The sequence below is a fragment of the Pseudonocardia oceanicola genome (genome assembly GCF_047200735.1).
Classification (GTDB): Bacteria; Actinomycetota; Actinomycetes; order Mycobacteriales; family Pseudonocardiaceae; genus Pseudonocardia.
Genome location: NZ_JBJZON010000001.1, coordinates 870,286 through 890,942 on the forward strand (window position 1 = coordinate 870,286; position 20,657 = coordinate 890,942).

Consider the following 20,657-nt stretch of genomic DNA (forward strand, 5'->3'; position numbering starts at 1 on the left):
GCGGATGACATCAGGCAGGGCACCGCAGGACGCCCCGACCGACCAGGTGGACGAGGAGGAGCTCGGCGAGAACGCCCCTGGGCCGCCGGAGCACCTGGTGCTCGCGGCCGAGTTCACCGACGCCACCCGTGACCAGTGGGCGGCGGCGGTCGACGGCGTCGTCCGGAAGTCCGGGCGCATCGGCGAGGACGCGCCGCTCGGCGCGGGCGTCGAGAAGCTCGCCTGGGACACCGCCGACGGCATCCGCGTGCGGCCGCTCTACACGGCCGAGGACGTCGCGGACCTGCCCGCGACCGGCGTCCCGGGGGCGCTGCCCTTCGTCCGTGGCTCCCGTGCCGGCGGGCACGTGCCGGCGGGGTGGGACGTCCGCCAGCACCACGCCGCGCCCTCCGCGGCGGCGGTGCACGACGCCGTGCTGGCCGATCTCGAGAACGGCGTCTCGTCGATCTGGCTCGCCGTGGGCGCCGGCGGGATCCCCGTGGCCGAGCTGGGCGCGGCGCTCGACGGCGTCGAGCTCGACCTCGCCCCGGTGGTGCTCGACGCGGGGGAGTCGGCCGCGGAGGCCGCCGAGGCCTTCCTGACGCTGGCCGAGGAGCGCGGCGTCGCGAAGGACGCCCTGCTCGGCACCCTCGGGCTCGACCCCGTCGGCCTGCGCGCCCGCGCCGGGTCGGGACCGGCGGTCGACTCCGTGGTTCCGCTCGCCACCCGCATCGCGGGGGAGTATCCGCAGGTGCGGGCCGTGGTCGTCGACGCCACCCCGCTCCAGGAGGCCGGCGGGTCCGAGGCGCAGGAGCTCGGCTTCTCGCTCGCCGCCGGCGTGGCGTACCTGCGCGCGCTCACCGGCGCCGGGCTCGCGGTGTCCGACGCCGCCCGCGTGCTCGAGTTCCGCTACTCGGCCACCGCCGAGCAGTTCCCGACCATCGCCAAGCTCCGCGCCGCCCGCCGGCTGTGGAGCCGGGTCCTCGAGGCGTCCGGTGCGGACGGCCCGGGCCAGGCCCAGCACGCCGTCGTCTCGCCGACGCTGTTCAGCAGGCGGGACCCGTGGGTGAACATGCTGCGCGGCACGGTCGCGGGGTTCGCGGCCGGCGTCGGCGGTGCCGACGCCGTGACCGTCCCGCCGTTCGACATCGCGATCGGCGAGGCCGAGCCCTTCTCCCGGCGCGTCGCGCGCAACACCCAGGCGCTGCTGATCGAGGAGTCGCACCTGGCCCGGGTGATCGACCCGGGCGGCGGCTCCTGGTACGTCGAGCACCTCACGGACGACCTCGCCCGCGCCGGCTGGGCCTTCTTCCAGGAGCTCGAGGCGGCGGGCGGCGCCGTGGCCGCGCTCGACTCCGGGCTGCTCGCGGAGAAGATCGGCGAGGTCCGGGCGAAGCGCGAGAAGGGCGTCGCGACCCGCCGCACCCCGTTGACCGGCGTGAGCGAGTTCCCGGACCTCGACGAGAAGCCGGTCGAGCGCACGCCGCTCCCGGAGCCGGTGGCCCGCGGCGGCCTCCCGCTCTACCGGCCCGCGGAGGCCTACGAGGCCCACCGGGACCGGTCGGACGAGATCCTCGCCGAGACCGGCGCGCGCCCGGCCGCCTTCCTGGCCACCCTCGGCCCGCTCGCGGCGTACACCGCCCGCGCCGGGTTCGCGCGCAACCTGCTGCAGGCGGGCGGGATCGCCGGGCCCGAGGCCGGCCCGACCGAGACACCGGAGGAGGTGGCCGAGGCCTTCCGCAAGGCGGGTTCCCCGGTCGCGGTCCTCTGCTCCACGGACGCGCTGTACGGCGAGCGCGCCGAGGCCACCGCCGCCGCGCTGCGCGAGGCCGGTGCCGCACGCATCCTGCTGGCGGGCAAGCCCTCCTCGTCCGGGGGCTCCTACGAGGGCGTCGACGGGTACCTGTTCGCCGGGTGCGACGCCCTGGCCGTCATCGACGAGGTCTACGCCGCTCTGGAGGTCGAGAAGTGAGTATCCCCGACTTCACCAAGGTCGACCTGACCTCCGACGTGGCGCCCCCCGCCGACTGGGCCGGCGGCCCGGAGGCCTGGGAGGCCCCCGAGGGCATCGCGGTCAAGCCGTTCTACGGCGCGGCGGACACCGAGGGCCTGGACTTCCTGCACACCTACCCGGGCATCACGCCGTACCTGCGCGGGCCGTACCCGACCATGTACGCGAGCCAGCCCTGGACGATCCGCCAGTACGCGGGCTTCTCCACGGCCACCGAGTCCAACGCCTTCTACCGCCGCAACCTCGCGGCCGGCCAGAAGGGCCTGTCGATCGCCTTCGACCTGGCCACGCACCGCGGCTACGACTCCGACCACCCGCGGGTGGGCGGCGACGTCGGCATGGCCGGCGTCGCGATCGACTCGATCTACGACATGCGGCAGCTGTTCGACGGGATCCCGCTGGACAAGATGTCCGTGTCCATGACGATGAACGGCGCGGTGCTCCCGGTGCTCGCCCTCTACATCGTCGCGGCGGAGGAGCAGGGGGTGAAGCCGGAGCAGCTCGCGGGGACCATCCAGAACGACATCCTCAAGGAGTTCATGGTCCGCAACACCTACATCTACCCGCCGCAGCCGAGCATGCGGATCATCTCGGACATCTTCGGCTACACCAGCCAGAAGATGCCGAAGTTCAACTCGATCTCGATCTCCGGGTACCACATCCAGGAGGCCGGGGCGACGAACGACCTCGAGCTCGCCTACACCCTGGCCGACGGCGTGGAGTACCTGCGGGCGGGCATCGACGCCGGTCTGGACGTCGACACGTTCGCCCCGCGGCTGAGCTTCTTCTGGGCCATCGGCATGAACTTCTTCATGGAGGTCGCCAAGATGCGGGCCGCGCGCCTGCTCTGGTCGAAGCTCGTGAACCAGTTCTCGCCGAAGAACCCGAAGTCGCTGTCGCTGCGCACGCACTCGCAGACGTCGGGCTGGTCGCTGGCGGCGCAGGACGTCTACAACAACGTGGTCCGCACCTGCGTCGAGGCGATGGCGGCGACGCAGGGTCACACCCAGTCGTTGCACACGAACTCGCTCGACGAGGCGCTCGCGCTGCCCACCGACTTCTCGGCGCGGATCGCCCGCAACACCCAGCTGCTGCTGCAGCAGGAGTCCGGCACCACGAAGGTCATCGACCCGTGGGGCGGCTCGTACTACGTCGAGAAGCTCACCTACGACCTGGCCCGGCGGGCGTGGGGGCACATCGCCGAGGTCGAGAAGGCCGGCGGCATGGCCCGGGCGATCGACGCCGGCATCCCGAAGCTGCGCGTCGAGGAGGCCGCGGCCCGCACCCAGGCCCGCATCGACTCCGGCCGCCAGCCGGTGATCGGCGTGAACAAGTACGTGGTCGACTCCGACGAGGTCGTCGAGGTCCTCAAGGTCGACAACGCGCAGGTGCGCCGCGAGCAGATCGAGAAGCTCGAGCGGCTGCGCGCCGAGCGGGACTCCCGTGCCGTGGACGCGGCGCTGCGGGCCCTGACCGACTCGGCCGCGGCGATCGCGGACGGGACCGACCGCGGCTTCGACCAGAACCTGCTGGCCCTGGCCGTCGACGCCGCCCGCGCGAAGGCCACCGTCGGCGAGATCTCCGACGCACTGGAGAAGGTGTTCGGGCGGCACTCCGGGCAGATCAGGATCATCTCCGGCGTGTACTCCGAGGAGGCCGGGGCCAGCCCGGCGATCACCCGTGCCCGCGAGCTCGTCGCCGGGTTCGCCGAGGAGGAGGGCCGCCAGCCCCGCATCCTCGTCGCCAAGATGGGCCAGGACGGGCACGACCGCGGCCAGAAGGTGATCGCCACGGCGTTCGCCGACCTGGGCTTCGACGTCGACGTGGGCCCGCTGTTCCAGACCCCGGCCGAGGTGGCGCGGCAGGCCGTCGAGGCCGACGTCCACGTCGTCGGGGCCAGCTCGCTCGCGGCCGGGCACCTCACGCTGGTGCCGGAGCTGAAGGAGGAGCTGGCGAAGTTGGGCCGCGAGGACATCATGATCGTCGTGGGTGGCGTGATCCCGCCGGCCGACGTACCGCAGCTGATCGACATGGGCGCCGCGGCGGTGTTCCCGCCCGGCACCGTGATCGCGGAATCGGCCGTCGAGCTGCTGGGCAAGCTGTCCGCCGCCCTCGGGCACGGGGAGCACGGGCATGGGGAGCACGGGCATGGGGAGCACGGGCATGGGGAGCACGCGGAGGCCGGGTCGGAGCACGGCGACTGATGCCCCCGAAGCCGCCGGACGTCCCGGCGCTCGCCAAGGGCGTGCTCGACGGCAACCGCACGGTCCTGGCCCGGGCGATCACCCTCGTCGAGTCGAACCGCGCCGACCACCGGCAGGCGGCCCAGCAGCTGCTCCTGGAGCTGCAGCCGCACGCCGGCGGCGCGACGCGGGTGGGGATCTCCGGCGTGCCGGGGGTCGGTAAGTCGACCTTCATCGAGGCGCTCGGAACCCGGTTGACGGGGGAGGGGCACAAGGTCGCGGTCCTGGCCGTCGACCCGTCGTCCACCCGGACGAAGGGGTCGATCCTGGGCGACAAGACCCGCATGGCCGCCCTCGCCGTCGACGACAACGCCTTCATCCGGCCCTCGCCGAGCGCCGGCACGCTCGGCGGGGTCGCCCGGCGCACCCGCGAGACGATGGTGCTGATGGAGGCCGCCGGCTACGACGTCGTGCTGGTCGAGACGGTCGGCGTCGGCCAGTCCGAGGTCACCGTGGCCGGGATGGTCGACACCTTCCTGTTCCTCACCATCGCCCGCACCGGCGACCAGCTGCAGGGGATCAAGAAGGGGATCCTGGAGCTGGCCGACGTGGTCGCGGTGAACAAGGCCGACGGCCCGCACGAGCGGGAGGCGAAGGCCGCGGCCCGGGATCTCGCCGGGGCGCTGCACATGATGGCCCCGGCGAGCGAGCACTGGCGGCCGAAGGTGCTGTCCTGCAGCGCGCAGACCGGGAAGGGCCTGGACAAGGTCTGGGGCACGGTCCTCGAGCACCGGGCGGCCCTGGAGAAGGCCGGCGAGCTCGCGACGCGCCGGGCGGACCAGCAGGTCGACTGGATGTGGGCGATGGTCCGCGACCAGCTCATGGACCGGCTCACCAGCGACCCCGGGGTGAAGAAGCGCCTGCCCGCGCTCACCGACGAGGTCCGCAGCGGGGACCTGACGCCCACGCTCGCGGCGCAGGAGATCCTCGACCTGCTCGGGTGATCCGCCCCCGTCCGGACCGCGCCTGTACCGGCCCGGTCCCGGACGAGACAGATGCCACGGGTCGGCGCATGCTGGGGGACGTGGCGGACGTGGTGGGGCGGGCCCGGGAGCGCGCGCAGGCGCAGCCCGGCGGCGCCGCGCACCCGGCGCCCGCGGCCGGTCCGGCGTCCACCGGTGGTCCGGCCCCCCGGGAATCGCCCCCCGCGGTCCATCGCGCCCCGTCGGACGAGCGGGCTCCGTCGGACGAGCGGGCTCCGTCGGACGAGCGGGCTCCGTCGGACGAGCGGGCTCCGTCGGACGAGCGGACTCCGTCGGACGAGCGCGCTCCGACCCGGCCGTCGGACCCCGCGGGGCCGCACGGCGGCTCGACCGCGCGGCTCACGGCGGCCGGCGAACCGCGGCCGTACGGGCGGCGCGGCGCCTGGCTGCTGGTCAAACGGACCGTCGTCCGGGCGTGGGACGACAACATCTTCAGCGAGGCGGCGGCCGCCGCGTTCTGGCAGACCCTGTCGCTGCCGCCGCTGCTGCTGGGCCTGCTGGGCAGCCTCGGCTACATCGGCGGATGGTTCGGCCCCGACACGATCGACCTCGCCGAGGCCCAGATCGTCCGCGGGGCGTCGACCGTGTTCAGCCCCAACGTCGTCGACGAGATCATCGCCCCGACCGTCTCGACCATCCTCACCACGGGCCGCAGCGAGCTGGTGTCGTTGGGCTTCGTGATCTCGCTCTGGTCGGGGTCGTCGGCCATGTCGTCGTTCGTCGACGCCATCACCCGCGCCCACGACCAGTACGGCGTGCGCAACCCCGTCTGGCAGCGGATGCTGGCGCTGCTGATGTACGTGGTCGCGCTGATCGGCGGGATCGTCTCGTTGCCGCTGCTGGCCCTCGGACCGGACCGGCTGCCGAAGCTGCTGCCCGCCTCCTGGCAGGACACCGCCGTCACGCTGATCGGCTGGCTGTACTACCCGGTCCTCGGGTTCGTGCTGGTCCTGGCGCTGACCACGCTCTACAAGCTGGCACTGCCGGCCAAGCCGCCCTGGCACCGCGGTCTGCCGGGCGCGCTGCTCGCCGCCGTCGTCTTCCTGGCCGGGGTCACGGGGCTGCGGGTCTACATCAGCTGGCTGACCACCACCGGGTACACCTACGGCGCCCTCGCCGCGCCGATCGCCTTCCTGCTCGCGGCGTTCTTCATCGGGCTCGCGATCGTGCTGGGTGCGCACTTCAACGCGGCGATCCAGCACTACTGGCCCAAGCGGCTCAGGGACCGCCGCAACGCGGTGACCCAGCAGCACCTGTCGTAACGTCCGGGAGATCCGCTCCGAACGCCCCCCGGTCGACAGCGACCAGGAGGTGTTCCGCGCGTGCTGACCCCGGGCGAGACCAAGGACCTGATGCGGCGCTTCGAGAGCGCCATGAACGAACGACGGCTCGACGACCTCGACGCCCTGATCGCGCCCGACGTCGTCCGGCACTGCGAAGCCACCCCCGCGGTCGTCGTCACCGACCTCGACGAGCTCAAGGACTTCCTGCGGTTCACCTGGGACAACATGGCGATCCTCCGCCGGCTCGGCCACCTGCAGGGCTGATCACGCCGCGTCCGGGCCCCGCTCACGGCCGGAGCGCGGCGAGGGCCGATCCGACCGCGGCCTGCAGCAGCCCGGACTCGGCCGGCATCGTGAGCCAGGTGAAGCCCAGCTCCCGGAAGGTCGGTGCCCAGGCCGGGTCGCCGCAGTAGACCCCGACCGGCATCCCCGCCCCGCGGCACGCCTCGGTGACCGTACGCAACAGGTCGCGGTAGCCCTCGTCGTCGAGCGGGGGGATCGCGGCCCGGCCGGAGCTCAACGAGAGGTCGGACGGGCCGACGAAGATCGCGTCGACGCCGTCGAGCCGCAGGATCGCCGGCAGGTCCGCGACCGCCGACACGGTCTCGACCATGATCACGCAGCGGCCGCGGGCCAGGACGTCGGCGCCGGACCAGCCGACCCGGGTGGGGCCGAAGCTGCGGACCCCGGCCGGGGGATAGGCGCAGGCGGCGACGGCCGCGGCGGCCTCGGCGGCGGAGTCGACCAGCGGGACGATCACGCCGTCGGCGCCCCGGTCCAGTGCCCGGGCGATCGGGTCCGGGGCGTTGTGCGGCACGCGGACCAGGGTGGGGACGCCCCGCAGCGCCTGCAGGCAGGCGAGCACGGAGTCGTCGCCGAGGAGGCCGTGCTGGGCGTCGAGGCACAGGAGGTCCACACCGGAGGAGCCGACGATCTCGGCCGCGGCGGGGGAGGGGAGCTGGCACCAGCCGGCGACGGCGCCGTCGAAGGAGAGGGTCATGCACCCAGACCCTGCCCCTCGGCGCGCCTCGCGGGAAGGCGCGCCCGGCCACCGTAGGGTCACGCGGTGCTCGGGGTCAGTCACGCCACGTCCGGAGCGGCCCTCGGGCTCGCCGTCGCGGGGCTCGCCCCACAGGCGGTGGGCATCGCCCCGACCGCGGGCACGATCCTCACCTTCGCCGGCGTCACCGCGGGCGCGGCGCTGCTGCCCGATCTCGACCACCCGTCGTCGACGGCCAGCCGTCGGTTCTCCTGGGCGTCCTGGCTGGCCGGGCACGCGGTCCGGCCGCTGTCGGCGCTGGTCTTCCGGCTCACCAAGGGCCCGCGGGACTCCGGCCGGGGGACGCACCGCGGACTCACCCACACACTCGCCGGAGCGCTCCTGCTCGCCGGCGGCCTCGGCGTCGCGAGCGCGCGGTGGGGCACGCCCGTCACCGCCGGTGTGCTGTTCGTCTGCCTGGCCCTGGCGATCAAGGGACTCGACGGTCTGGTCCCCGGCCCGCCCTCGCTGGTGATCGCCGCCGGGCTGACGTGGGCGGCCGAGGAGCGGCTCCCCGGCGGGACGGCGGGGACGGCGGGGTGGCTGGGTCTCGCGGTCGGGCTCGGGATGCTGGTGCACTCGCTCGGCGACGCCGTCACCGAGTCGGGCGCGCCGCTGCTGTGGCCGCTGCCGATCCGCGGCCGGCACTGGTACCCGGTCGGCAGTCCGCGACCGCTGCGGTTCCGCGCCGGCGGGCGGGTGGAGGCGCTGCTGGTCGCACCCCTGTTGACCCTCGGCACGCTGGCGCTGGCCGTCTACGTGGTGCCCGGTGCGCTCGACGTCCTGCTGGACCTGCGCGCCCGGCTCGTCGCGGGCGGATGATGGTCGGCGTGAGCGACCGGAACCTGCTTGCCCGCCCCGTGATCGGGATCCTGCACCCGGGGGCCATGGGCGCCGCCCTCGGCTCGGCGTTGAAGGCGCGTGCCGGCGCCGTGATCTGGGCGGCCGCCGGCCGCTCGCAGGCCACGTCGAAGCGGGCCGAGCTGGCCGACCTGGTCGCGGTGCCGGACGTCCGGGAGCTGGCCCGGCGCGCGCACGTCGTGCTCTCGATCTGTCCGCCCGGTGCGGCCCACGAGGTGGCCGCCGAGGTCGCCGAGGCCGTCGCCGGGCAGGAACGGACGCCGCTGTACGTCGACGCGAACGCGGTCTCGCCCGCCACGGTCGGCGCCATCGGCGAGCTGTTCCCGGACGGCACCGTGGTCGACGGGGCCGTGATCGGCCCCCCGGCGTGGGAGGCGGGCAGCACGGTCCTGTGGCTCTCGGGGCCGCACGCGGTGCTCGTCGAGGCGCTGTTCGCCGGGACGCCCTTCACCGCGCGCACCCTCGGCCCGGAGCTGGGTACCGCCAGCGCGCTCAAGGCCTGCTTCGCGCTGCAGAGCAAGGCCCTGCCGGCGATCTGGCTGGCGCTCGACGAGGCCGCCCGCAGCCTCGGCGTCGACGGGGCGCTCCGCGAGGAGCTGGCGCGCACCGGCGTCGACTACCCCGCCGAGCTGGCGGCGGTGGCGGGTCGGGCGAAGGAGAAGGGCCGGCGATGGGTCGCGGAGATGGAGGAGGCCGCCGATGCCCTCGCCGCCGCCGGGGTCCCCGACGGCTTCTCCCGCGCCGCGGCCGAGATGTACCGGCGCGCCTGACCTGCCGACTCGCGGGGGCGGAAGGCGCGACTCGCGGGGGCGAGGTCAGCTCGAGGGGCCGAACCGCTCCACCCGGATCCGGTCCGTGTCGACGCCCAGCCCGAGGAGCAGGTCGGTCGCGGTGTCGCAGAAGGGCGGCGTGCCGCACACGAAGACGGTCTGGTCCGGGAGCAGCAGCGGCTCGAGATCGGCCGCCACGAGCCGGGCCGGCGGGCGCGGGTACCCGGGCGGCACCTGGCGGGTGTAGACGATCGTCGTCTCCGGCCCGGGCAGCTCGTCGCCGTAGTAGAGGTCCGCCGGCCGGCGCGCGGAGACGAGGAGCCGGAACAGCCCCGACCCCGCGATCCGCGCCGACCGCAGCATCGCCATCAGCGGCACCACCCCGGACCCGCCCGCGACCCCCAACGCCGGGGTGCGGCCGGGCCAGGCGAACCAGCCGCCGATCGGGCCCCGGACCTCCAGCTCGTCGCCGGGCTGCACGACCTCGTGCAGGAACTCCGACACCTCCCCGCCGGGCAGGAGCTCGACGGTCAGGTCGATCTCGTCCGTGCCCGGGACGGAGGCGACGGAGTAGTCGCGCTGGGCGGTGTAGCCGTCCTCGGCGGTCAGCCGCAGCACGTAGTACTGCCCGGCGACGTGCCCGGACGGTCCCGGGAGCTTGAGCCGGAAGGTCTTCGCCGAGGGCGTCTCGCGCCGGACGTCGAGGACCGTCGCCGTCTGCCAGGCCGCCATCAGTCCCCCTGGTACCGCTGCTCGAGCCAGGGGTCGCCGCGGTCGTGGTAGCCGTTGCGCTCCCAGAAGCCCTGCTCGTCCTCCGCCGTGACCCGCAGGCCGGAGACCCACTTCGCGCTCTTCCAGAAGTACAGGTGCGGCACGAGCAGCCGCGCCGGGCCGCCGTGCTCGACGGTGAGCGGTCGCCCGTCCGCCCGCCAGACCACCCAGGCCTTCCCGTCGGTCACGTCGGCCAGCGGCAGGTTCGTGGTGTAGCCGGTGTGGGCCGTGGCCGTCACGAACTTCGCCTCCGGCTGCACCCCCACGGCCTCGAGCAGGGTGTCGACCGAGACGCCGTCGAACGTCACGCCCAGCTTCGACCACGTGGTGACGCAGTGGATGTCGCCGGAGTACCGGGAGCCGGGCAGGGCGTGGATCTCGTCCCAGGTCCAGCTGCGGGGACGGTCGACGAGCCCCTCGATCGTGAAGGTCCACCGGTCGGTGCCGATCCGTGGTGTGGCCTCGGCGTTGAGCACCGGCCAGTCGTCCTTGGCGTCGTACTGGCCCGGGGGCAGCCGCGGGTCGCGCGCCGCCCGGCCGCGTCCGGTGAATCCTCGGGTGATCGCCATGCCCGTCCCCTTCGCTCGGCCCCGCGGTCCTCGCCGGACACAGCATGGCGGACGGGTGGGACGTTCCCGTGAACGGGAGCCGCGTGGGGAGACCTCGCCCGTCCGCTGCCGGCCCGCACCGTCGTCCGGGCGGGGTCAGCCGGCCGAGAGTCCCGGCAGCCTGCGGTCCAGCGCGAGCGCCCCGAACCCGAGCCCGAGGAACAACAGCGCCACGACCAGGCAGTTGATCGCGACCCGGACGTAGCCGTGCGCCACGACGTCGACGAACGGGTACGGGTACCAGTCGGTCAGCGCTCCGCGGACGAGCGTGAACGCGAGCCAGACGAGCGGGTAGAGGGCCGCGAGCAGGACGACGTCCCGGTCCACCAGCCCGCGCGGGCCGAACAGCAGCCACCCGACGACGGCGAACAGCGGCGTGATCATGTGGCAGAGCACGTCGGCGACCCGGTGCAGGCCGTGTGGGTTCGCGATCTGCGCCAGCACCAGGTTGTAGACGATGCCGGTGACGGCGATGGCCACCACGGCGTCGAGCAGGAGCACCCGCATCACCCGCGAGTCCCGCTCGGGGTCGATCGCCAGCAGCACGTGGACGACGCCGACGAGCAGGTTGCTCAGGATCGTGAAGAAGGCGAACACGTTGGCCACGCGCGCCCCCGTGCTGGTGAAGATCGAGTACGGGGCCGGGTCCACCGCCGTCGCCACCACCTGCAGCACCACTCCGAGCAGGGCGAACGCCGCCACGAGCCCGAACCACGGACGGGCGAGGGGGAGGTAGCGGACCACCGGGGGACTCTAGCCGCGAATCCGCGCGACGAGGGCCGGCCGAACGGCACCACGGTCACGACGCCGACGGTGATGCGTCCTGGTCGCCACCTTCCGGGCGGTGCGCCCGGTCGCGCCGGTCACGCTGGGCTGCACCCGCCTCACCCGTTCGCCGGAGAAGAACCACGGAGAGCGATCGTCATGACCGTGGAACGTCGGTGTCACGGCTGCGTAACACGTGGTCGAGACGGTGCGAGCGCTCCACGCTCCGGTCCTCCGATCAAGGAGACGCATGACGCCCGCCGACGACTTCGACATCGGCCGCACCGGCGCACGCTTCGGCGGTGCGCCCCGCAAGCGGCGGCGCAAGAAGGGCGAGGAGCCCGCGGGCCCCGCGCTGCCCGACCGGCGGACCGCGGACGAGGCGGACACGGTGGCCATCCCGGTGGTCGGCGAAGCGACCCCGGCCTTCGCCGTGGGCTCCACCGTGGTGGTTCCGGACCCCGTTCCGGCCGGCGACACCGCGCCGCGCCCGAGCGCGCCCACCGGGTTCCCCGAAGCCCCGTCCGTCGGCTCCACCGGCGCCCGGTTCGGGGGGTCCGCCCGGCGCCGGCGCGACCGCGAGGACCATCCGGAGCCGGCCCCGGAGCCGACCGAGCCGGCCCACATGTCCCCGCCCGCCGGCGGCCCGCTCGACATCGCCGACGCGGTCGACGGGGTCGACGGGGCCGACGGGGTCGACGGGGCCGACGGGGCCGACCCGGAGTACGTGCACGACGAGCGCGGCCGCTCGCTGGCGGTGCGGCCGTACTTCTACACCAAGGGCCGCACCCGGTCGCGCTACGAGCTCGCCATCGAGACGCTGGTCTCGACCCCTCCCGCGGCCCTGCGCCGCGCCGAGCTCGCCGAACACGCCGCGATCCTCGAGCTGTGCCGCGCGCCGCGGTCCATCGCCGAGGTCGGCGCGATCATGGGGATGCCGCTCGGCGTCGCCCGGGTCGTGGTCGGGGACCTCGCGGTGACGGGCGGGCTCGAGGTGCACCGGGCCGTCACGGCCGAAGGGCCGGACCTGGCCCTGATGGAGCGGGTCCTCAGCGGACTGCGTCGGCTCTGACACCGCCCCTCCCGACCGGCCCCGCACCCGTCGCCCCGCACCGCCCTCCCCGACGCGGCGGTTCCGACCGCCCCGCCCGGTCGGGCCCCTGCCTCCGGCCGATCGGGCGGGCGCGTCGGGCCGAGGTGTGGCACGACTCCTCCATGCGCGACTTCCTGGCCCCGCCCGTCCCGGTCGTCCCTGCCCCGTTCCACACCCCCGAGCGGGAGAAGCTGCAGGAGCGGGCGCGCGCCTTCGCCGCCGAGCGCGTCCTGCCCGTGGCCGACGAGCTGGACAAGGTCAAGGGCGAGATCCCGCGCTCGCTGCTCGACGAGATGGCCGAGCTCGGCTACTTCGGCATCACGGTAGGAGCGGGACGCCTTCCCCGAGGGGCTCACCGGCCGCCCCATCGACAAGATCGGCTACCACGGTTTCGTCACGTGGGACCTGGAGTTCGACGGCCTGCGGGTGCCTGCCCGCCCGGCTGAGCAGCGTTATGGAACCATAATGCGCACATCGGGGCCGTGAGATCGCATTATGGTTCCATAACGCGTCAGTCAGCGCCATCAGATCGCATTATGGTTCCATGGTGGGCCTGGTTCCGGAGTCGCCGAAGCCGGTGACCCACACGACCGCCTCGCCCGCCTCGTCCGACGCGGCGAGGTCGACCTCGGCGGTGATGGCCCAGTCGTGGTCGTCCTCGGGGTCGTCGATCACCTGACGGACGAGCCAGCGCTCCGGCTCCTCGACGATGTCGATCATCTTGGGGCCGCGCGCGTCCGGACCGATGCCGATGCCGCCGAAGCCGTGCAGGTCGAAGAAGGGCTGGAAGGCCTCGCGCCAGCGGTCCGCCGTCCAGCCGGACTCCTTGTCGAGGTCGCCGAGCAGGTCCCACCGGTTGAGCGAGGCGAGCTCGACCCGGCGGAACAGCGCGTTGCGCACCAGGACGCGGAAGGCGCGGGCGTTGCGGGTGACGCCCGCGGGGCCCTGGTCGAGGGACGGGGGAGCGGACTCGTCCTCGACCCCGCCGCCGGCGGCGAGCTTCTCCCACTCGTCGAGCAGGCTGGAGTCGACCTGGCGCACCAGCTCGCCGAGCCACTCGATGAGGTCGGTCAGCTCGTCGGTCCGCGCGTGCTCGGGCACGGTCTGCCGCAGCGCCCGGTAGCAGTCCGCGAGGTAGCGCAGCACCAACCCCTCGGAGCGGGCCAGCTGGTAGAAGGCCACGTACTCGTGGAAGGTCATGGCCCGCTCGGACATGTCCCGGACCACGGACTTGGGCGAGAGCCGGGCGTCCTCGACCCACGGCGCCCCGCGCCGGTAGGTCTCCAGCGCCCCGACCAGCAACTCCTCGAGCGGCTTGGGGTGGGAGACGTCCTCGAGGAGCGTCATCCGCTCCTCGTACTCGATGCCCTCGGCCTTCATCGAGGCGACGGCCTCGCCCTTGGCCTTGTTCTCCTGCGCGTAGAGCACGGGGCGGGGGTCGTCGAGGGTGGCCTCCACGACCGAGACCACGTCGTGCGCGTACGCCGGTGACTCGCGGTCGAGCAGCTCGAAGGCGGCCAGGGCGAACGGCGACAGCGGCTGGTTGAGCGCGAAGTCCAGCTGCAGGTCGCCGACCACGCGGACGGTGCGGCCCTCGGCGTCGGGCCGGTCGAGCTTCTCCACCACGCCCGCGGCGAGCAGCGCCCGGTAGATCGCGATCGCGCGCAGGATGTGCTTGCGCTGCCGGGGGCGCGGCTCGTGGTTGTCCTCGAGCAGGTGCCGCATCGCGGCGAACGCGTCCCCGGGCCGGGAGATCACGTTCAGCAGCATCGCATGCGACACGTGGAAGTGGCTGGTCAGCGGCTCGGGCTGGGCGGCCTGGAGCTTCTCGAAGGAGGTCTGCGACCAGCCGACGAACCCCTCCGGCGGCTGCTTGCGCACCACGCGGCGCCGCTTCTTGGGGTCGTCGCCGGCCTTCTGCAGCGCCTTGTGGTTCTCGATCTCGTGCTCGGGGGCCTCGGCGACGACCGTGCCGACGGTGTCGTAGCCCGCCCGGCCGGCCCGCCCGGCGATCTGGTGGAACTCACGGGCCTTGAGCGGCCGGGTGCGCCGCCCGTCGTACTTCGACAGCCCGGTGAACAGCACGGTCCGGATGGGCACGTTGATCCCGACGCCGAGGGTGTCGGTCCCGCAGATGACCTTGAGCAGCCCGGCCTGGGCGAGGGTCTCCACCAGCCGGCGGTACCGGGGGAGCATGCCGGCGTGGTGCACGCCGATCCCGTGCCGGACCAGCCGGGACAGGGTCTTGCCGAACCCGGCGGTGAACCGGAAGTCGCCGATCAGCTCGGCGATCGCCGCCTTCTCCTCCTTCGCGGTGACGTTGACGCTCATCAGCGCCTGCGCCCGCTCGACGGCCGACTGCTGGGTGAAGTGCACGACGTAGACCGGCGCCTCGTGCGTCTCGAGCAGCTCGGCGATCGTCTCGTGCAGCGGGGTGAGCACGTAGCGGAAGTGCAGCGGCACCGGCCGTTCGACGGAGGTGATCTCGCGGGTGGCCCGGCCGGTGCGCCGGGTCAGGTCGTCGGAGAAGAACGACGTGTCGCCCAGCGTGGCGCTCATCAGCAGGAACTGGGCCTGGGGCAGCTCGACGAGCGGCACCTGCCAGGCCCAGCCGCGGTCCGGGTCGGCGTAGAAGTGGAACTCGTCCATCACCACGGAGCCCACGTCGGCCCGCGCGCCCTGGCGCAGCGCGATGTTGGCCAGGATCTCGGCCGTGCAGCAGATGATCTCGGCGCCCTCGTTCACGGCGGCGTCGCCGGTCAGCATGCCGACCTTGTCCGCGCCGAAGACCCCGATGAGGTCGAAGAACTTCTCACTGACCAACGCCTTGATCGGCGCGGTGTAGAAGGTGCGGGCGCCGCGGGACAGCGCGGCGGCGTGCGCGGCGATCGCGACCAGCGACTTCCCGGACCCGGTGGGGGTGGAGAGGATGACGTTGCCGCCGGTGGCGATCTCCAGCAGCGCCTCCTCCTGCGCGGGGTAGAGCGACAGGCCCCGCTCCTCGAAGGCCCAGTCCGCGAACACCTCGACCAGGGTGTCCGGGTCGTCCCCGGTGGGGAGGCGGTCGGTGAGCAGCGCGGCGGAGGTGGCGGTCATGATGCCCCGATTGTCCACGAGTCCGGCCGGCCGGGGCGACCTGCTCGGTCCACCGCCCCGCCGGGCGCCATCCGCCGCAGATCGCGGCTCCCTGGGCGCGCTGCCGGCGCCGTACGGCCGATCAGGTGACACGGCACCGGTACGGCCGTTTACGGTGAGGACCGTGACTGGGCGGGTTGCGGGCGGTGGCATGCCCGACGTCGTCCCGCCGATGCTCCCTGCGCAGGGCGACCTGGCCGACGGCGAGCGGGGCGGCGACTGGGCGGTCGAGTTCGCGTGGGCGGGCTTCCGCTGCGTCGCCTACGTCCGGCCCGGCCACGTCCGGCTGCTCTCCTCGACCGCGCGCAGCGTGACCCGCAGCTTCCCCGAGCTCGCCGTGCTCGGCGAGCGCGTGCGCGGCTCCGGCATGGTGCTCGACGGCGTGGTCGTCGCCATGGGCGACTCGGGCCGGCCCAGCCGCGGCCCGCTGATGCGCCGCACCTCGACCGTGACGCCCTCGGAGTCGCTGCGCGCGCGGGTGCCCGTCGGGTTCGTCGTCACCGACCTGCTGTGGCTGGACGGCCGGTCCCTGCTGCGCAGGCCCTACGCCGAGCGCAGGCGGCTGCTGGAGGGGCTCGGCATCGCCGGGCCGCCGGTGCTGGTCCCGCCCTCGCACCCCGCGGCGGAGGCGGGTTTCGTGATGGAGGCCGCCGAGCGCTACGGCCTCGACGGGCTCCACCTCAAGCGGGTCGACGCCGCGTACAAGGCCGGCCGGCGCACCCGGGACTGGCTGCGGGTGCCGCTGCGCCGCGCACGTCCGGTCGTCGTCGGGGGGTGGATGCCGGCCGACCGGAACCGGCCTGGGCGGATCGGCGCGCTGCTGTTGGGGATCCCGGAGCACCCGCCCGCGCCGGGCGGGTCCCTCGGCCCGCTGCGCTACGTCGGGCGCGTCGGGATCGGGGCGGGTGCCGCGCGGCGTGAGATCGGCGAGGTGCTGCGGACCCTCGGCGCGCGGGTGCCGCCGTTCCCGACGGACGGTCCCGGCGCGGTGCCCGAGGCGGTGGCGGGCGACGCCCGCTGGCTCGTGCCGCGGATCGTCGGGCAGGCCGAGTACCAGGGCTGGACCCGCGGCGCCCACCTGCGGCTGCCGGTGTGGCGCGGGATCCTGCGACCCGACGAGGTCGCGGCCGAGGACTGGGCGGGCACACCCTGGGCGCGGGAGGCCGACCCGGCCGAGCGTGCCGCGCCGGACGGCGCGGAGGTCTGGGGCCCGCCCGGCCGCGGGGAGCGGGTCGCCACCGCGCACCGGTCCGGACCGGCACCGAGCACCGCGCCGACCGCGCCGACCGTGCCCCCGGCTCCGGCGACGCCACCGACGCCCGGGGTCCCCGCCGAGCCCGACCGGACCGAGGAACCCGCGGTGCCGGCCGGCACGCCGGCCGCCCGGGCGCCGGACGCGCCCGCGATCCCGCCGCCGTCAGCGGCGAGCTCGCTCAACCGCAGCCTCGAACAGCACTTCGTCTACAACGCCTTCAACACCATCGCCGCGCTGATGCGCACCGATCCCGGACGGGCCCGGGAGCTGCTGCTCGGCTTCGCCGACCTCAGCCGGACGGCCGACCGCGCCGGCAGCCCGGCGATCCCGCTGGCCGACGAGTTGGCGGCGGTGCGCGCCTACCTCGCGATCGAGCAGGCCCGGTTCGGCCGGCGCCTGGAGACCGCGGTGGCGGTCGCCGACGGACTGGACGACGTGACCGTCGTGCCGCTGCAGGTACTGGTCCTCGTCCGTGACGTCGTGCAGCGGCGGATCGAGCCCCGCCCGGAGGGCGGTGCGGTCCTCGTCGAGGCCGCCCCGGACGGCGCCGGTGGGGCCGAGGTCGTGGTGGGCGACCGGGGGCACGGCGAGACCCGGCTGCGGGTGCCCGGGGCGACCGCGGCCGCCTGCTGAACCGGTCCTGCTCCGTCCCCTCGTGTGAACGGGACGTGACAACGGGCACGGCAAGCGTGTGACGTGACGGCGCCGCCCTGCGAGGGCGATCATCGGGACGCTACGGTTCCGCCCATGCTCGGACTCCCCGACGGCGCCCGCGCCTGCCTGTTCGACCTCGACGGTGTCCTCACCGACACCGCGAGCGTGCACGCCGCCTCGTGGAAGACGATGTTCGACGAGTTCCTCGAGAAGCGCGACGGCCCCGGCTACCGGCCCTTCGACGTCGCCGCCGACTACGGGCCGTACGTGGACGGCAAGCCGCGCCTCGAGGGCACCCGCAGCTTCCTCGCCTCGCGCGGGATCACCCTGCCCGAGGGCAGCCCGCAGGACCCCCCGGACGCGGTGACCCTCTGGGGGCTCTCCACCCGTAAGAACGACCTCGTCCAGGTCGTGCTGCGGCAGAGCGGGGTGGACGTCTACCCCGCCTCGCGCCCCTACCTGGAGGCGGTCCGGGCGGCGGGGATGAAGGTCGCCGTGGTGTCGTCGTCCGCCAACGCCGCGCAGGTGCTCGAGGTGGGCGGGCTGACGGACCTGATCGACCACCGGGTCGACGGGGTGGTGGCGCGCGAGCGGCACCTGCCGGGCAAGCCGGAGCCGGACACGTTCCTCGCGGCGGCGCAGGACCTGGGCGTGCCGCCGGAGGCGGCCGTCGTGTACGAGGACGCCCTGGCCGGCGTCGCGGCCGGCCGGGCCGGAGGGTTCGCCCGGGTGGTCGGCGTCGACCGGCTCGGGCAGGCCGACGCGCTGCGCGAGCACGGCGCGGACGTCGTGGTGGCCGACCTCGCCGAGCTGTTGGAGGACCAGTGGTGAAGCCGGACGCGGGCCGCACGTTCGCGGTCGAGCCCTGGGTCGTGCGGGAGCCGACCCTCGACATCGCCGCGATGGGCCAGACGGAGTCGGTCTTCGCCCTGTCGAACGGCCACATCGGGCTGCGCGGGAACCTGGACGAGGGCGATCCGCACCACCTGCCCGGGACCTACCTGAACTCGTTCTACGAGGTCCGGCCGCTGCCGTACGCCGAGGGCGGCTACGGCTACCCGGAGTCCGGGCAGACGATCATCAACGTCACCAACGGAAAGCTGATCCGGCTGTTGGTCGACGACGAGCCGTTCGACCTGCGCTACGGCAAGCTCCGCCGGCACGAGCGGGTGCTCGACCTGAAGGCCGGCACGCTGTCCCGCGAGGTCGAGTGGGAGTCCCCGGCCGGGCGCGTGGTGCGGGTGCACAGCACGCGGCTGGTCTCGCTGACCCAGCGCGCGATCGCCGCCATCTGCTACGAGGTCGAGGTGCTCGACGAGCCGGCCCTGCTCGTGGTGCAGTCCGAGCTGGTGGCCAACGAGCAGCTGCCGACCCGCGGCGCGGACGACCCGCGCCTGGAGGCCGCGCTCACCAACGCGCTCGAGTCCGAGATGCACCGGGCCGACGAGGCGGGGGCCACGCTCGTGCACAGCACCCGCAAGTCCGGGCTGCGCGTCGCCGCGGCGATGGACCACGAGGTGCACGGGCCCGAGGGGATCAAGATCACCTCGGACGCCACCGAGGACACCGGCAGCACCACGATCATCGGCCGGGTCAAGCCCGGCGAGACGCTGAAGATCGTCAAGTTCCTGTCCTACGGCTGGTCCTCGCAGCGCAGCCTGCCCGCCGTCTACGACCAGGTGCGGGCCGCGCTGGCCGCCGCCCGGTACACGAGCTGGGAGGGCCTGCTCCGCGAACAGGCCGAGTACCTCGAGGACTTCTGGGAGACCGCGGACGTCGAGATCGACGGCGACGCGGAGCTGCAGCAGGCGGTCCGGCTGGCCACGTTCCACGTGTTGCAGGCCGGTGCCCGCGCCGAGCGCCGCTGCGTCTCGGCCAAGGGGCTGACCGCCGACGGCTACGACGGCCACACCTTCTGGGACACCGAGACCTTCTGCCTGCAGGTGCTGTCCTTCCTGGCGCCCGACGCCGCGGCGGACGCGCTGCGCTGGCGGCAGTCGATCCTGCCGAAGGCGTTCGAGCGCGCCCAACAGCTCGGTCTCGACGGCGCGGCCTTCCCGTGGCGCACGATCCGGGGCGAGGAATGTTCCGGCTACTGGCCCGCCGGGACCGCGGCCTTCCACATCAACGCCGACATCGCCGACGCGGTCCGCCGCCACGTCGCGGCCACCGGTGACACCCAGTTCGAGCTGGAGGTCGGCCTGGAGATCCTGGTCGCCACCGCGCGACTGTGGCGGTCGCTGGGCCACCACGACTCGGCCGGCGAGTTCCGGATCGACGGTGTGACGGGCCCGGACGAGTACTCCGCGATCGTGGACAACAACGTCTACACGAACCTCATGGCGCAGCTGAACCTGCGCTACGCCGCCGAGGTCGCCGCGAAGCACCCGCGCAGCGCGGCCAGACTGGGGGTGAACTCCGAGGAGATGGCCAGCTGGCGGGACGCGGCGGCCTCCATGCGGATCCCGTACGACGACGAGCTGCGCGTGCACCCGCAGTCCGAGGGCTTCACCAAGCACAAGGTGTGGGACTTCGAGAACACCCCGGCCGACACCTACCCGCTGCTGCTGCACTACCCGTACTTCGACCTGTACCGCAAGCAGGTGATCAAGCAGGCCGACCTGGTCCTGGCGATGCAGCTGCGGCCGGACGCCTTCACCCCCGAGCAGATGCGCCGCAACTTCGCCTACTACGAGGCGATCACCGTGCGGGACTCCTCGTTGTCGGCGTGCACGCAGTCGATGGTCGCGGCCCGCACGGGCCACCTGGACCTGGCCTACGACTACCTGGCCGAGGCCGCGCTCATCGACCTCAACAACCTGGCCGGCAACACCGACCACGGGATGCACATCGCGTCCATGGCCGGCACCTGGGTGGCGATCACCACCGGGCTCGGCGGGATGACCTGCGACGCGACCGGGCTGGCCTTCGCGCCGGTGCTGCCGGCCGCGCTGACCCGGATCTCGTTCGGGCTGCGCTGGCAGGGGCGGCACATCCGGGTCACGATCACGCAGGACGAGGTGGAGTACCGGCTGGTCAGCGGGCCGCCGATGCGGCTGCGCCACCACGGCGAGCCGGTCGCACTCGCCGAGGACCCGCAGGTGCGGCCGATGCCCTCGCCGCCCACGGTCGACCCGGTGGAGCAGCCGTACGGGCGAAGCCCGCGGCAGCGGCACCACGGCGGCTGACCCGGACCGACGCGCCCGC

16 protein-coding genes and 1 pseudogene are annotated in these 20,657 nt (G+C 74.0%); 12 read left to right on the plus strand and 5 right to left on the minus strand.

What is annotated here, in order from left to right; genetic code table 11:
- Window positions 1-4 precede the first annotated feature (4 nt).
- The 5 genes and pseudogenes from ACL02T_RS03980 to ACL02T_RS04000 all read left to right on the plus strand — a co-directional run bounded on the left by ACL02T_RS03980 (window position 5) and on the right by ACL02T_RS04000 (window position 6,763).
- Window positions 5-1,951: a methylmalonyl-CoA mutase family protein gene (locus ACL02T_RS03980; RefSeq protein WP_412829255.1), complete on the plus strand. Its 1,947-nt coding sequence runs from the start codon at window positions 5-7 to the stop codon at window positions 1,949-1,951.
- Window positions 1,948-4,194 (plus strand): methylmalonyl-CoA mutase, encoded by a 2,247-nt coding sequence (scpA, locus tag ACL02T_RS03985; RefSeq protein WP_412829256.1) that lies wholly within the window; start codon window positions 1,948-1,950, stop codon window positions 4,192-4,194. Before ACL02T_RS03980 ends, scpA begins: the two co-directional genes overlap by 4 nt.
- Complete coding sequence (meaB, locus tag ACL02T_RS03990; protein WP_412829257.1) at window positions 4,194-5,177, plus strand: methylmalonyl Co-A mutase-associated GTPase MeaB; 984 nt, start codon at window positions 4,194-4,196, stop codon at window positions 5,175-5,177. Before scpA ends, meaB begins: the two co-directional genes overlap by 1 nt.
- A gap of 425 nt (window positions 5,178-5,602) precedes the next feature.
- A pseudogene (locus ACL02T_RS03995) lies at window positions 5,603-6,448 on the plus strand (YihY/virulence factor BrkB family protein); the annotation flags it as partial.
- A 90-nt stretch (window positions 6,449-6,538) separates the two neighbouring features.
- Entirely contained in the window at window positions 6,539-6,763 is a 225-nt protein-coding gene (locus ACL02T_RS04000) for a hypothetical protein (protein ID WP_412829258.1), read from the plus strand.
- 22 nt (window positions 6,764-6,785) lie between these two features.
- On the opposite strand, the gene ACL02T_RS04005 is transcribed toward ACL02T_RS04000, so the two are convergent.
- The gene (locus tag ACL02T_RS04005) at window positions 6,786-7,499 is read right to left on the minus strand and encodes an HpcH/HpaI aldolase family protein (RefSeq protein WP_412829259.1); all 714 of its coding nucleotides are present in this window, start codon (window positions 7,497-7,499) and stop codon (window positions 6,786-6,788) included.
- Window positions 7,500-7,565: 66 nt separating this feature from the next.
- On the opposite strand from ACL02T_RS04005, the gene ACL02T_RS04010 reads away from it, so the two are divergent.
- Both ACL02T_RS04010 and ACL02T_RS04015 read left to right on the plus strand, forming a co-directional pair.
- Window positions 7,566-8,360 (plus strand): metal-dependent hydrolase, encoded by a 795-nt coding sequence (locus ACL02T_RS04010; protein ID WP_412829260.1) that lies wholly within the window; start codon window positions 7,566-7,568, stop codon window positions 8,358-8,360.
- A gap of 8 nt (window positions 8,361-8,368) precedes the next feature.
- Complete coding sequence (locus ACL02T_RS04015; RefSeq protein ID WP_412829261.1) at window positions 8,369-9,169, plus strand: DUF1932 domain-containing protein; 801 nt, start codon at window positions 8,369-8,371, stop codon at window positions 9,167-9,169.
- A 45-nt stretch (window positions 9,170-9,214) separates the two neighbouring features.
- Here the strand turns inward: ACL02T_RS04015 and ACL02T_RS04020 are convergent, their stop codons facing one another.
- The 3 genes from ACL02T_RS04020 to ACL02T_RS04030 all read right to left on the minus strand — a co-directional run bounded on the left by ACL02T_RS04020 (window position 9,215) and on the right by ACL02T_RS04030 (window position 11,292).
- Window positions 9,215-9,901, minus strand: a complete 687-nt coding sequence (locus ACL02T_RS04020) for a ferredoxin reductase (RefSeq protein ID WP_412829262.1) — start codon at window positions 9,899-9,901, stop codon at window positions 9,215-9,217.
- Complete coding sequence (locus ACL02T_RS04025; RefSeq protein ID WP_412829263.1) at window positions 9,901-10,509, minus strand: sulfite oxidase-like oxidoreductase; 609 nt, start codon at window positions 10,507-10,509, stop codon at window positions 9,901-9,903. Before ACL02T_RS04025 ends, ACL02T_RS04020 begins: the two co-directional genes overlap by 1 nt.
- 135 nt (window positions 10,510-10,644) lie before the next feature.
- Complete coding sequence (locus ACL02T_RS04030; RefSeq protein WP_412829264.1) at window positions 10,645-11,292, minus strand: Pr6Pr family membrane protein; 648 nt, start codon at window positions 11,290-11,292, stop codon at window positions 10,645-10,647.
- Window positions 11,293-11,563: 271 nt separating this feature from the next.
- Between ACL02T_RS04030 and ACL02T_RS04035 the strand changes: the two genes are divergently transcribed.
- Window positions 11,564-12,385 (plus strand): DUF742 domain-containing protein, encoded by an 822-nt coding sequence (locus tag ACL02T_RS04035; protein WP_412829265.1) that lies wholly within the window; start codon window positions 11,564-11,566, stop codon window positions 12,383-12,385.
- Between the two features lie 143 nt (window positions 12,386-12,528).
- Window positions 12,529-12,852 (plus strand): acyl-CoA dehydrogenase family protein, encoded by a 324-nt coding sequence (locus ACL02T_RS04040; protein ID WP_412829266.1) that lies wholly within the window; start codon window positions 12,529-12,531, stop codon window positions 12,850-12,852.
- Window positions 12,853-12,940: 88 nt separating this feature from the next.
- On the opposite strand, the gene ACL02T_RS04045 is transcribed toward ACL02T_RS04040, so the two are convergent.
- Window positions 12,941-15,502, minus strand: coding sequence for a DEAD/DEAH box helicase (locus ACL02T_RS04045; RefSeq protein ID WP_412829267.1), 2,562 nt, complete (start codon window positions 15,500-15,502; stop codon window positions 12,941-12,943).
- A 163-nt stretch (window positions 15,503-15,665) separates the two neighbouring features.
- Here ACL02T_RS04045 and ACL02T_RS04050 point away from each other — a divergent pair, with 163 nt between their 5' ends.
- The 3 genes from ACL02T_RS04050 to ACL02T_RS04060 all read left to right on the plus strand — a co-directional run bounded on the left by ACL02T_RS04050 (window position 15,666) and on the right by ACL02T_RS04060 (window position 20,638).
- Entirely contained in the window at window positions 15,666-17,429 is a 1,764-nt protein-coding gene (locus ACL02T_RS04050; RefSeq protein ID WP_412829268.1) for an ATP-dependent DNA ligase, read from the plus strand.
- 114 nt (window positions 17,430-17,543) lie between these two features.
- Complete coding sequence (locus ACL02T_RS04055) at window positions 17,544-18,281, plus strand: beta-phosphoglucomutase family hydrolase (RefSeq protein ID WP_412829269.1); 738 nt, start codon at window positions 17,544-17,546, stop codon at window positions 18,279-18,281.
- Window positions 18,278-20,638 carry a glycoside hydrolase family 65 protein gene (locus tag ACL02T_RS04060; RefSeq protein ID WP_412829270.1) on the plus strand — a complete coding sequence of 787 codons (2,361 nt, stop codon included), beginning with the start codon at window positions 18,278-18,280 and terminating at the stop codon, window positions 20,636-20,638. Before ACL02T_RS04055 ends, ACL02T_RS04060 begins: the two co-directional genes overlap by 4 nt.
- Window positions 20,639-20,657 lie beyond the last annotated feature (19 nt).